Source organism: Crenobacter cavernae (assembly GCF_003355495.1).
Taxonomy (GTDB): domain Bacteria; phylum Pseudomonadota; class Gammaproteobacteria; order Burkholderiales; family Chromobacteriaceae; genus Crenobacter; species Crenobacter cavernae.
Genome location: NZ_CP031337.1, coordinates 401,990 through 414,804 on the forward strand (window position 1 = coordinate 401,990; position 12,815 = coordinate 414,804).

Genomic DNA, 12,815 nt, shown 5'->3' on the forward strand with positions numbered 1-12,815 from the left:
CGCGCACTCCGGGAAAAAGAAAGGCCGCCATTGTAGCGTAAGGCGAGGCCCGGCCGACGTTGGCCGAGCCTCAGGCCAGCATCAAGGGCTCGCGCCGGGCACTGCCCTGCCAGTCGCGCGCGAAGCGTTCGAAGTCTTTGGCCGGCATCGGCTTGCAGAACAGATAGCCCTGCAGCAGCGAGCAGCCCTTGCGGCTGAGGAAGCCGCTCTGCGCCTCGGTCTCGACGCCCTCGGCGACGACCTCGAAGCCGCGTTTTCTCGCCATCGCGAGGATGGCCTCGATGATGGTCAGGCTGTCGTCGTCCTCGGGCAGGCCGTCGACGAAGGAGCGGTCGATCTTCAGCGTGTCGAGCGGGAAGCGCATCAGGTAGGACAGCGACGAGTAACCGGTGCCGAAGTCGTCGATCGCGAGCTTCACGCCGAGCCCCTTCAGTTCGTAGAGGAAGGCGACCGCCTCGACCGGGTTCTTCATCAGCGTGCTCTCGGTGATCTCGAGCTCCAGCCGGTCGGCCGACAGCTCGGCCGACATCAGCGCCTCGCGCACCTGCTGCACCAGCGCCGCGTGCTCGAACTGGCGCGTCGACAGGTTGACCGCGACGCGCGGCACCCTGAGCCCGGCGCGGTCCCACGCGGTCAGCTGGCGGCACGCCGAAGCGAGCACCCAGTGGCCGATGTTGCGGATCAGCCCGGTCTCCTCGGCCAGCGGAATGAAGCGGTTCGGCGGCACCAGGCCGAGCTGCGGGTGACGCCAGCGGATCAGCACCTCGACCGCGGCGATCGCGTGCGTCTGCGCGTCGAGCAGCGGCTGGTAGTGCAGCTCGAACTCGTCGCGCTCGAGCGCCATCCTCAGGCCGTTCTCCATCAGCAGCCGCTCGAAGGTCTGGCTGTTCATGTCGGCGGCGAAGAACTGGTAGGTGTTCTTGCCGGCCTCTTTCGCGCGGTACATCGCGACGTCGGCGTTCTTCAACAGCGTCTGCGCGTCGGTGCCGTCGTTCGGGAACACGCTGATGCCGATGCTGCCGGTGACGAACACCTCGTGCGTCTGGATCATCAGCGGCTGGGACAGCGTCGCGATGATTTCCTCGGCCAACGAAGCGAGCATCGCCTGCTTGTGCTCGCCCTCGACCAAGAGCGTGAATTCGTCGCCGCCGAGCCGCGCGAGAAAGCCGCGCTTCTCGGTGACGCGGATCAGGCGCGCGGTCGTCTCGCGCAGCGTCTCGTCGCCGGCCTGGTGGCCGAACGAATCGTTGATCAGCTTAAAGCGGTCGAGGTCGATGAACATCAGCGCCGGCCCTTCGGCGCCGGCGGCGGCGCGGAAGATCGCCTCGTCGACGCGCGCGATCAGGCCGGCGCGGTTGGGCAGGCCGGTCAGCGGGTCGTGCGTCGCGAGGAACTGCAGCCGGTCTTCGGACTGCTTGCGCGCGGTGATATCGGAGAACACGCCGACGAAGTGGGTCAACAGGCCCTGCGGGTCGCGCACCGTCGAGATCGACAGCTCGGTCGGGTAGCGTTCGCCGTTTTTCTTGCGGTCGAGCATCTCGCCGTGCCAGTGGCCGATGGTCTGCAGGTCGTGCAGCATCGCGATGTCCTGCTCGCTGCCCCAGTCGCGGAACATGCGCGACACGCGGCCGAGCGCCTCGTCCTGCGTAAAGCCGGTGATGCGCGTGAAAGCCGAATTCACCGCGATGATGTTGGCGTCGGCGTCGGTGATCAGGATGCCCTCGGCCGAGTTCTCGAACACCTTGGCCGCCAGCTGCAGCTCGGCGTCGGCGGAGACGCGGTCGGACACGTCGACGACCACGCCGATCGTCGCGCGCCTTCCGCAGAACTCGAAGCGGCGGCTGTGCATCTCGACGTCGACCAGGCTGCCGTCGCGGCGGATCGCGCGGCAGCTGGCCAAGAGCTTGCCACCATAATTGCGCACGCGGCGCGGGTCGCGCCTTTTCAGCTGTTCCAGTTCGAACGGGCCGATCAGCCGCGCGATCGGCAGGTTCTCGAGTTCGCTCACCGGGTAGCCGAGCATCTCGGCCAACTTGGGGTTGGCGTACACGAGGCGCTCGTCCTGCAGGATGAAGATGCCGACCAGCGACTGCTCGACGAGCGCGCGGTACTTCTCCTCGGCCTCGCGGCGCGCCTGCTCTTCGGCCTTGGTGTCGGACACGTCGGTCGCGATGGTGCCCAGGCCGGCCAGATGCCCGTCGGCGTCGAACAGCGGAAAGCGCGTGGTCAGCATCACGCACGGCACACCGCCGACGGTGAACATTTCTTCGAATTGGCGCGGCTCGAGGCAGTTGATCACCTGCGCGTCGTGCTCGCGCACGCGGCCTGCCTCGTGCGACAGCAAGAGCTCGTCTACCGTCTTGCCGACGACCTGGTTGGGGCTGAAGCCGAAAAGCTGCGCGAACGCGCGGTTGACCATCAGGAAGCGCCCGTCGAGCGACTGCATCGTCATGATGTTCGGGCTGTGGTCGAGCAGCGACTCGAAGCGCGCGCGGAACTCCTGCAGCACCGCCTCGCTGCGCTGGAAACCCTCTACCAGCACCGCGACGATCAGCGCGGCTGCGGTGAACGCGAGGTTGAGCGCGAGCGACGTCACGTGGTGTTCGAACGCCGGCGTGGCGCTATCGACCACCAGCCTGACGTCGGGCAGCATGATCGCCAACAGGCTCAAGGCGGCGGCGCCCATCACGCCGGCGCGGAACGCGCCCCACAACACCACCGGGAACAGCAGCACCGGCATCGGCAGCGAGAAACTGTGCCCGCCGGCCTTCAGCGCCGCCCACAATGCCGCCATCAACAGTCCGAGCAGCACGAGTTCGGCGCGCAGCCGCCTCGACGGCAGCCGCGCGAGGCCGAGCGCGACGAAGACCGTCACCGCCAGGCCGGCCGAGCCCCACACCAGCACCGAACGCAGCAGCACCTCGCCCGCGTCGGCGTACGGCAGCGCGAACAGGCCGAGCAAGAGCGCGACCAGCGTCGCCGGGTACATCGCCAGCCGCGCGATCAGCCTGACCAGCGCGCGCGGCGACTCGAACCATGGCCGGCCGCGCCGGATGCGCGCCACGTGCAGTCCGGCGACGGTCGCCAAGCCGGTCAGCACGATCAGCTGGGCGTCCTCGGCCGGCCAGAACGGCAACGCCGCGAGACCCGCCGCCAGCGGCCAGAACGTCACCTGCTTGGACGGCAGGCGCAGCGCCGCCCAGGCAAGCATGCCCAGCGCCAGGAAATCGGTATGCAGGACGTTGGCCGAGGCGTAGGCCGTCCCGAGCGTGGCCGGCCAGAACACCAGCGCCGCCAGATACGCGGCCAGATAGGCGCCGGCTCCCCATGGTTTGTTTGTGTTCACCGCTTGATCGCTCCCGCTCAGTCCTTTGTACGCACCCGCGCTCAGCCGCGGGCGTCTCGCCGCCCCGCCTGTCCCGGCGGGTGCCACGTATTATTCTAAGGGCATAAATTTCTTGCGCACCGTCGTCCATGTCTTACGGTTCGCAGCCGGTATAATGCAGTGCAATTCCCGCCAAATCACCTAAAAACGAGTTCCGATGCTGGATTTGTCCCCCCGCCTGCCCGTCGCCGGCCAGCGCACCCGCTTACGGCTAGTGCCCGACGGACTCGACGCCGCCGCTCTCGCCACGCTGATCGACGGCAAGACGCCGCTCCTCGTGCTGACCGCCGACGCGCAAAGCGCGCAGCGGCTTAAGGCCGAGCTGCCCTTCTTCGCGCCCGATGCACGCGTCGCGCTCTTGCCCGACTGGGAAACGCTGCCGTACGACCACTTCTCGCCGCACGCCGACCTCGTGTCCGAGCGGCTCGCGACCTTGTGGCAAATCCGCCAAAGCGAGGTCGACGTCGTGCTGGTGCCGGTGACGACGGCGATGACGCGCATGGCGCCGGTCGAATACCTGACCGGCCGCACCTTCTTCCTGAAGCTCAAGGGAAGGCTTAACGCCGACAAGCTGCGCGAAGACCTGGTCGGCGCCGGCTACCAGCACGTGACGCAGGTGATGGTACCGGGCGAGTTCTCGATCCGCGGCGGCCTGATCGACCTGTTCCCGATGGGCTCGGCGCTGCCGTACCGGATCGACCTGTTCGACGACGAGATCGACACGCTGCGCACCTTCGACCCGGACACGCAGCGCACGCTGTACCCGGTGCCCGAGGTGAGGCTGCTGCCGGCGCGCGAGTACCCTAGCGACGAGGCCGGCGTGACGACGTTCCGCCAGCATTACCGGGAACGCATGGAGGGCGACCCGTCGAAGAGCCGCGTCTACAAGGAGGTCTCGGCCAACCTGTTCCCGGCCGGCATCGAGTACTACCTGCCGCTGTTCTTCGATTCGACCGCGACGCTGTTCGACTACGCCGGCGATAACGTGAGGCTGGTGCTGCACCGCGACGTGCTGGCCGCCGCCGAAACCTTCTGGCAGGACGTCGCCGCACGCCACAAGCAGGCGCACGCCGACTACGAGCGCCCGCCTCTGCCGCCGGCGACGCTGTTCCTGCGTCCGGACGAACTGATGGGGCTCCTGAAGCCCTACGCGCGGCTGGAGATGCCGGCCGACGACGCGCTCGAGGCCGGCGTGCTGCCGCTGCCCGAGCTCGCGGTCGAGCGGCGCGCCGACAAGCCGCTGCACAAGCTGGCGAACTTCACCGAACGCTACGCCGGGCGCGTGCTGATCTGCGCCGAGAGCCTCGGCCGACGCGAGACGCTGGCGGGCTTCCTGCGCGAAAACGGCCTCAGGCCCGCGCTCGTAGAGGGCTGGCATGACTTCCTCCAAGGCGACGCGCGCTTCGCGCTGACCGTCGCGCCGCTGTTCGCGGGCTTCGCGCTCGAAGCCCCCGCCATCGCGGTGGTCACCGAGGCCGAGCTCTACCAGCACGTCGCGCGCAGCCACACCCGCCGTGCGCGCGCGAAGGCGAGCTCCGACACCATGCTGAGGGATCTGGCCGAAGTGAAGGTCGGCGACCCGGTGGTGCACGAGGAACACGGCATCGGCCGCTACCAGGGCCTCGTCACGCTCGATCTGGGCGAAGGCGAGACCGAGCTGATGCTGCTTGAATACGCGGACGGCGCGCGCCTCTACGTGCCGGTCAGCCAGCTGCACGTGATCTCCCGCTACGCCGGCGGCAGCCCCGAACAGGCGCCCTTGCACAAGCTCGGCAACCCGGCGTGGGAGAAGGCGAAGAAACGCGCCGCCGAGAAGGCGCGCGACACCGCGGCCGAACTCTTGAACCTCTACGCTCAGCGCGCCGCGCGCGAAGGCCATGCGTTCTCCTTAAGCGAACACGACTATGAGGCGTTCGCCGAAGGCTTCGGCTTCGAGGAGACCCCCGACCAGGCGGGCGCGATCGAGGCGGTGATCGGCGACATGACCTCGGGCAAGCCGATGGACCGCCTGGTATGCGGCGACGTCGGCTTCGGCAAGACCGAGGTCGCCTTGCGCGCAGCCTTCGTCGCGGTCATGGGCGGCAAGCAGGTCGCGGTGCTGGTGCCGACCACGCTGCTCGCCGAGCAGCACTACCAGAATTTCGCTGATCGTTTCGCCGACTGGCCAGTGAAGATCGCCGAGCTGTCGCGTTTCAAGAGCGGCAAGGAGACCAAGGCGGCGCTGGAAGGATTAAGAGCAGGAACGGTCGACATCGTGATCGGCACGCACAAGCTGGTGCAGCCGGACGTCGCGTTCAAGAACCTCGGCCTCGTCATCATCGACGAGGAGCACCGCTTCGGCGTGCGCCAGAAGGAACAACTGAAGCGCCTGCGCGCGAACGTCGACGTGCTGACGCTGACTGCGACGCCGATCCCGCGCACCTTGTCGATGGCGCTCGAGGGCTTGCGCGACTTCTCGGCGATCACCACCGCGCCCTCCCGGCGCCTGGCGGTCAAGACCTTCGTCAGCCCCTTGCGCGACGGCACGACCCGCGAGGCGGTGCTCAGGGAACTGAAGCGCGGCGGCCAGGTGTTCTTCCTGCACAACGAGGTCGACACCATCGAGAACATGCGCGAAAGGCTGGCCGAACTCGTCCCCGAGGCGCGCATTGGCGTCGCGCACGGCCAGCTGCGCGAGCGGGAACTCGAACAGGTGATGCGCGACTTCGTCCAGCAGCGCTTCAACCTCTTGCTCTGCTCGACCATCATCGAGACCGGCATCGACGTGCCGAACGCCAACACGATATTGATCAACCGCGCCGACAAGTTCGGCCTCGCCCAGTTGCATCAGCTGCGCGGCCGCGTCGGCCGTTCGCACCACCAGGCCTACGCCTACCTGCTGACCAGCGACGGTGTCACGAAGGATGCGCAGAAGCGGCTCGAGGCGATCCAGCTGTCCGAGGAACTGGGCTCGGGCTTTTACCTCGCGATGCACGACCTGGAGATCCGCGGCGCCGGCGAGGTGCTCGGCGAGGGCCAGTCGGGCGAGATGCACGAGGTCGGCTTCACGCTGTTCACCGAGATGCTGAAGCAGGCGGTACGCGACCTGAAGAAGGGCAAGACGCCGGACCTCGACGCGCCGCTCGGCGTGACCACCGAGATCAACCTGCACAGCCCGGCCTTGCTGCCAGAAGCGTACTGCCCGGACGTGCACGAACGGCTGACGCTGTACAAGCGGCTCGCCACTTGCGAGAGCCCCGGCGAGATCGACTCGCTGCACGAGGAGCTGATCGACCGCTTCGGCCTGCCGCCGCAGCCGGTGAAGACGTTGATCGACAGCCACCACCTCAGGCTCGCGGCCAAGCCGCTCGGCATCCAGAAGGTCGACGCGAGCGAGGCGGCGCTGCAGTTCCTGTTCGTGAAGAACCCGCCGATCGACCCGATGAAGATCATCGGGCTGATCCAGAGCAAGAAGCAGTACAAGCTCGCCGGACAAGACAAGCTGAGGATCGAGGTCGAGATCGACGACGTCGGAGAGCGCATCGCGCGCGTGAAGGCAGTGCTGCGCGAGCTGGGCTGATCGCGCTGCATTCCTCGCTTCGCTGTGCCACCCTTTGATTACGCGCACGTAAACGCGCCGATGGAAGGGCCGCATGAAATCCGTCACCCTGTTCGTCCTCGCGCTCTTGGCCGGCGCCGTCGGCACGGGGCTCTACTCCTGCATGCAGCCGGCGGCCGACCTCGGCCCCGCGATCACGCCGGCGCCGCCCGAGGTCGCGAAGGGCGGATCGACTCTTAAGGCATCGGGCGAGGCGCGCTGACGCGCGCCCAAAAAGCTCGGCCAACCTTCCGAAGGTTGGCCGAGCTTTTTGGGAAAGCACCGCGCTTACTGCACGTGCAGGTCGTTCTTGACCGCCTTCACGTTCTTCACATTCTTGACAATCGCCTCGGCGCGCTTGGCCTGGTCCTGGTTCGCGACGAAGCCCGACAGCTGCACGCGGCCATTGTCGGTCTTGACGCTGATGGCGGTGGACTTCAGCCCCTGGTCGGCCAGGAGGCCGGCCTTCACCTTGCTGGTGATCGCCGCGTCGGACAGGTATTCGCCGGCGCTCTGCCCTTTCTTCGCCTTCAGGTGCAGGTCGTTCATCACCGCGTGCACGCCTTCTACGCGGGCGGCGACTTCGGCGGCACGCCACGCCTGTTTCTGGCTGTCGACGAAACCGGACAGCTGCACGACGTTGTCTTTGGTCTCGACCGAGATGCCGGTGCCTTTCACCGCCTTGTCGGCCACGAGCGCCGCCTTCACCTTGGCGGTGATCGCCGCGTCGTCGGCGTAGGCGCCTGCGCCTTGCACCGCCATCTCGACCTTGCTCTCCACCTGCAGCAAGGTGGGGTTCTGCGCCAGTGCCGTCCCGCTCAGCAGCAGAGTGAAAGCGACGATGCAGGGTTTGGCCTTGCGGGTGATCGGATAGCTCATGAGACGTCCTTTCTCTGTGTTTCGGGCATTGCCGCGTTGGCACGGCCAGTATCGTGCGACGCCCCCGTAAGGTTCAATTTGCGAACCTTGTCGATCTGTTAACGACTCTCTCGTCATGGACGCCGGTTCCCCGCCGCCTCTGGCGTGAACGGCGACACATTTAGCAATACTTTTCGGTCGATTTGGTCGATTTCGGCCGATCACACTGGGGAGCGGGCGAAAAAAAACCGCCCGGTTTTGCGGGCGGTTTCGTCTAGTGACAGCCAGGCTCGGCCGACCTTGTGAGTCAGCGATTGAGTTCCTTGGCCAGATAGATCCAGGTCTCGACGACGGTGTCCGGGTTCAGCGAGATCGTCTCGATGCCCTCTTCGACCAGCCACTTGGCGAAGTCCGGATGGTCGGACGGGCCCTGGCCGCAGATGCCGACGTACTTGCCCTGCGCGCGGCAGGCCTTGATCGCCATCGACAGCAGCGCCTTCACCGCCTCGTTGCGCTCGTCGAAGGTTGACGCGATCGGGCCGCCCGAATCGCGGTCGACGCCGAGCGTCAGCTGCGTCATGTCGTTCGAGCCGATCGAGAAGCCGTCGAAGTGCTGCAGGAACTTGTCGGCCAGCACCGCGTTGGTCGGCAGTTCGCACATCATGATCAGGCGCAGGCCGTTCTCGCCGCGCTTCAGGCCGTTCTCGGCGAGGATCTCGACCACTTTCTCGGCTTCGGCCAAGGTGCGTACGAACGGGATCATCACCTCGACGTTGGTCAGGCCCATCACGTCGCGCACCTTCTTCATCGCGCGGCATTCGAGGTCGAAGCAGTCGCGGAAGGCCGGTGCCACGTAGCGCGCGGCGCCGCGGAAGCCGATCATCGGGTTCTCTTCGTGCGGCTCGTACAGCTGGCCGCCGATCAGGTTCGCGTACTCGTTCGACTTGAAGTCGGACATGCGCACGATGACCTTTTTCGGGTAGAACGCCGCGGCCAGCGTCGCAATGCCTTCGGCCAGCTTGTCGACGTAGAAGTCGACCGGGCTCGCGTAACCGGCGATGCGGTCGTTGATGGTCGCCTTCAGGTCGGCCGGCAGCTTGTCGAATTCGAGCAGCGCCTTCGGGTGGATGCCGATCTGGCGGTTGATCACGAACTCCATGCGCGCGAGGCCGACGCCTTCGTTCGGCAGCTGGCAGAAGTCGAACGCCAGTTCCGGGTTGCCGACGTTCATCATGATCTTGACCGGCGAGGCGGGCATCTGGTCGAGCGCGAGGTCGATCACTTCGACGTCAAGCAGGCCTTCGTAGATGTTGCCGGTGTCGCCCTCGGCGCACGACACGGTCACTTCCATGCCCTCGGCCAACAGTTCGGTCGCGTCGCCGCAGCCGACGACGGCCGGGATGCCCAGTTCACGCGCGATGATCGCCGCGTGACAGGTGCGGCCGCCCCTATTGGTGACGATAGCGGCGGCGCGCTTCATCACCGGCTCCCAGTCCGGGTCGGTCATGTCGGTGACGAGCACGTCGCCGGCCTTGACGCTGTCCATCTCGGACGCGTCCTTGATCAGGCGCACGACACCCTGGCCGACCTTCTGGCCGATCGCGCGGCCGGTGGCGAGGATGGCGCCCTTGTGGTTGATACGGTAGCGGCGCAGCGTCTCGACGCGGCCTTCCTGCGACTTCACCGTCTCCGGGCGCGCCTGCAGGATGTAGAGCTTGCCGTCGACGCCGTCGCGGCCCCACTCGATGTCCATAGCCCGGCCGTAGTGCTTCTCGATGATCAGCGCGTACTGCGCGAGTTCCTCGACTTCGGCGTCGGTGATCGAGAACTGCTTGCGCTCAAGCTCCGACACGTCGACGGTCTTCACCGAACGGCCGGCCTGGGCGGCGTCGGTGAATTCCATCTTGATCTGCTTGGAACCGATGGTCTTGCGCAGGATCGCCGGGCGGCCGACCTTCAGCGTCGGCTTGTGCACGTAGAATTCGTCGGGATTCACCGCGCCTTGCACCACGGTCTCGCCCAGGCCGTACGACGAGGTCACGAACACGACGTCGTCGAAGCCCGATTCGGTATCGATGGTGAACATCACGCCGGCGGCGCCCGAGTCGGAACGCACCATGCGCTGGATGCCGGCCGACAGCGCGACTTCGGCGTGCTCGAAGCCCTTGTGCACTCGGTAGGCGATCGCGCGGTCGTTGTACAGCGACGCGAACACGTGCTTCATCGCGTCCTTGACGTTGGCTAGGCCCTTGATGTTCAGGAAGGTTTCCTGCTGGCCGGCGAACGACGCGTCCGGCAGGTCTTCGGCGGTGGCGGACGAGCGCACGGCGACCGAGATGTCGGCACTGCCGGCATCACCGGTCATCTTGTCCCAGGCGGCGGCGATGTCGGCTTCCAACTTGGCCGGGAACGGCGTGTCGACGATCCACTGGCGGACTTCCTTGCCCACGCGCGCCAGTTCGGTCACATTCTCGATATCGAGCCCGGACACGGCCGCCTCGATGCGATCGGCGAGGCCTTCGTGGGCGAGAAAGTCGCGATAGGCGTCGGCCGTGGTGGCGAAACCACCCGGCACGCGCACGCCGGAGCCGGCCAGCTGGCTGATCATCTCGCCGAGCGAGGCGTTCTTGCCGCCGACCTTTTCCACGTCGCTCATTCTCAGCTCTTCGAACCAGATTACGTAGTTCTCTGCCATCGCATCATTTCCTGTTGAGGGTAAGGATTTCGGGGTGCGGCCGGGCAGTCCGGCGCTTGCTATCACAACGACATGTAAAGAATATTTATCGCCGCGATTACGCCCAGTTGGCGCGATTGTAACGGATGCCCTACCCGCCGGGCAGCCCATTCTCGCGACGCACAATTAAGGGATTTCCCTTACAAACGGAACCATTCGAAGCAATACGACTATAATCCACAGCCTATCGCATGCCGAAATGCTGCACCGCACAGGACAACGCCATGCCCTACCGCCGTTCTGCCTTCTTTATATCCGATCGCACCGGGATTACCGCCGAATCGCTGGGCCACACACTGTTAACCCAGTTCGACGCGCTCGAGTTCAAGCGCGAGACGATCCCCTTCGTCGACACGGTGGAAAAGGCGCGCGGCATCGCCAGCCACATCCGCGAACGCGCCGCGACCGACCACCACCGCCCGCTGGTGTTTTCAAGCATCGTGAACCCCGACGTGCGCGAGGCGGTGAAGGTCGACGAGGCGCTGTGCATCGACTTCTTCGAGACCTTCATCGGCCAGATCGAGCACGAGCTGCACCACAAGGCCGAGCTGTCGGTCGGCAAGGCGCACGGCGTCGTCAACGAGGAGAGGTACGACCACCGGATCGAGGCGGTGAACTACTCGCTCAGCCACGACGACGGCATCAAGATGAAGGGGCTCGACGAGGCCGACGTGATCCTGGTCGGCGTGTCGCGCTCGGGCAAGACGCCGACCTGCCTGTACCTTGCGCTGCAATACGGGATCAGGGCGGCGAACTACCCGCTGACGCCGGACGACCTCGGCCACGACGGCCTGCCGGCGCAATTGCTCGCGCACCGGCAGAAGCTGTTCGGCCTGACGATCGAGCCGCTGCGCCTGCACAGCATCCGCTCCGAGCGCCGCCGCGATTCGAAGTACGCGAGCGTCGACAACTGCCGCTACGAGGTGAACGAGGCCGAGTCGCTGTTCCGCCAGCACGGCGTGCCCTTCCTTAACGCGACGCACAAGTCGATCGAGGAAATCGCGACCACCATCGTCCACCAGGCTCACCTGACGCGCCGCTTCTGACGGGACTTGACCGCCGCGCGATGCGCGGCGACACTTGACGATATGAATACCCGACGCATCGCCCTTGCTAACTGGTGGCGCCTCTCCTGAGGCGGCACCCGGCGTGCGTAATGAACCCGGAGAGCCGCAAGGCGGCGCCGGGTTTTTTCTTCGTCCCTTGCGGTCCTCCCCAGACAAGGAGAGCCCATGACCCCCATTCTTCCCAACGTCAAACCCGACGACATCATCCTCACCGGCGACCGTACCACCGGCGCGCTGCACCTCGGCCACTACGTCGGCTCGCTCGTGAACCGCGTCGTCCTGCAGGAGCGCTGCACGCAGTTCCTGCTGCTCGCCGACGCGCAGGCGCTGACCGACAATATGGGCGACTACCTGAAGGTGCGCTCCAACGTGCTCGAGGTCGCGCTCGACTATCTCGCCGTCGGCATCGACCCGGCCAAGAGCACGGTGTTCATCCAGAGCCTGGTGCCCGAGCTGTCCGAGCTCGCGTCCTACTATCTGAACCTCGTCACCGTCGCGCGGCTCGAGCGCAACCCGACGATCAAGGAAGAGATCAAGCAGCGCGGCTTCGAGCGCAACATCCCGGTCGGCTTTCTGACCTACCCGGCGGCGCAGGCGGCCGACATCACCGCTTTCAAGGCGACGGTGGTGCCGGTCGGCGAGGATCAGATCCCGATGATCGAGCAGACCAACGAGATCGTGCGCCGCTTCAACGCGAGCGTCGACGCGCCGATCCTCGTCGAATGCCGCGCCGAAGTGCCGAAGGTCGGCCGGCTGCCGGGCGTCGACGGCAAGGCCAAGATGAGCAAGTCGCTCGGCAACGCGATCGCGCTGTCGGCGTCGCCCGACGACATCCGCGGCGCGGTCAAGAAGATGTATACCGACCCGAAGCACCTGCGCGTCGAGGACCCGGGCCGGGTCGAGGGCAACGTGGTGTTCACCTATCTTGACGCCTTCGAGCCGGACGCAGCAACGTTGGCCGAGCTGAAAGACCGCTACTGCCGCGGGGGACTGGCCGACAGCGTGCTGAAGAAGCATCTGGAAGAGAGACTGCAGGAGGTGATCGCGCCGATCCGCGCGCGCCGTGCCGAATTCGCGCAGGACCCGCAGGCGGTGTGGGACATGCTGAAGACCGGCACGCGCCGCGCGCGTGACACCGCCGCGCAAACCTTGGCCGAGGTGAAGAGCGCGATGGGGCTGACCTACTTCTGAAAC

At 66.2% G+C, this 12,815-nt stretch carries 7 protein-coding genes; 4 read left to right on the forward strand and 3 right to left on the reverse strand.

Going from position 1 to position 12,815, the window contains the following annotated elements; genetic code table 11:
- Window positions 1-70 precede the first annotated feature (70 nt).
- A complete protein-coding gene (locus DWG20_RS01865) occupies window positions 71-3,346 on the reverse strand; it encodes an EAL domain-containing protein (protein ID WP_245944752.1) in 3,276 nt (1,091 codons plus the stop codon).
- A 196-nt stretch (window positions 3,347-3,542) separates the two neighbouring features.
- Between DWG20_RS01865 and mfd the strand changes: the two genes are divergently transcribed.
- Window positions 3,543-6,944 carry a transcription-repair coupling factor gene (gene mfd / locus DWG20_RS01870; protein ID WP_115432159.1) on the forward strand — a complete coding sequence of 1,134 codons (3,402 nt, stop codon included), beginning with the start codon at window positions 3,543-3,545 and terminating at the stop codon, window positions 6,942-6,944.
- A 73-nt stretch (window positions 6,945-7,017) separates the two neighbouring features.
- The gene (locus tag DWG20_RS16055; protein ID WP_181880951.1) at window positions 7,018-7,185 is read left to right on the forward strand and encodes a hypothetical protein; all 168 of its coding nucleotides are present in this window, start codon (window positions 7,018-7,020) and stop codon (window positions 7,183-7,185) included.
- Window positions 7,186-7,250: 65 nt separating this feature from the next.
- Here DWG20_RS16055 and osmY read toward each other — a convergent pair whose 3' ends face one another.
- Window positions 7,251-7,841: a molecular chaperone OsmY gene (gene osmY / locus DWG20_RS01875; RefSeq protein ID WP_115432160.1), complete on the reverse strand. Its 591-nt coding sequence runs from the start codon at window positions 7,839-7,841 to the stop codon at window positions 7,251-7,253.
- Between the two features lie 286 nt (window positions 7,842-8,127).
- On the reverse strand, window positions 8,128-10,515 hold the full coding sequence (ppsA, locus tag DWG20_RS01880; RefSeq protein ID WP_115432161.1) for a phosphoenolpyruvate synthase: 2,388 nt from the start codon (window positions 10,513-10,515) through the stop codon (window positions 8,128-8,130).
- Between the two features lie 263 nt (window positions 10,516-10,778).
- On the opposite strand from ppsA, the gene ppsR reads away from it, so the two are divergent.
- Complete coding sequence (gene ppsR, locus DWG20_RS01885; RefSeq protein WP_115434704.1) at window positions 10,779-11,600, forward strand: posphoenolpyruvate synthetase regulatory kinase/phosphorylase PpsR; 822 nt, start codon at window positions 10,779-10,781, stop codon at window positions 11,598-11,600.
- A gap of 186 nt (window positions 11,601-11,786) precedes the next feature.
- Window positions 11,787-12,812: a tryptophan--tRNA ligase gene (trpS, locus tag DWG20_RS01890; RefSeq protein WP_115432162.1), complete on the forward strand. Its 1,026-nt coding sequence runs from the start codon at window positions 11,787-11,789 to the stop codon at window positions 12,810-12,812.
- Window positions 12,813-12,815 lie beyond the last annotated feature (3 nt).

Excerpts from the sequence above, each read along its gene's own strand:
- mfd (WP_115432159.1), top strand. The coding sequence starts at position 3,543 with ATGCTGGATTTGTCCCCCCGCCTGCCCGTCGCCGGCCAGCGCACCCGC.
- DWG20_RS16055 (WP_181880951.1), top strand. The coding sequence starts at position 7,018 with ATGAAATCCGTCACCCTGTTCGTCCTCGCGCTCTTGGCCGGCGCCGTC.
- osmY (WP_115432160.1), bottom strand. The coding sequence starts at position 7,841 with ATGAGCTATCCGATCACCCGCAAGGCCAAACCCTGCATCGTCGCTTTC.
- ppsA (WP_115432161.1), bottom strand. The coding sequence starts at position 10,515 with ATGGCAGAGAACTACGTAATCTGGTTCGAAGAGCTGAGAATGAGCGAC.
- ppsR (WP_115434704.1), top strand. The coding sequence starts at position 10,779 with ATGCCCTACCGCCGTTCTGCCTTCTTTATATCCGATCGCACCGGGATT.
- trpS (WP_115432162.1), top strand. The coding sequence starts at position 11,787 with ATGACCCCCATTCTTCCCAACGTCAAACCCGACGACATCATCCTCACC.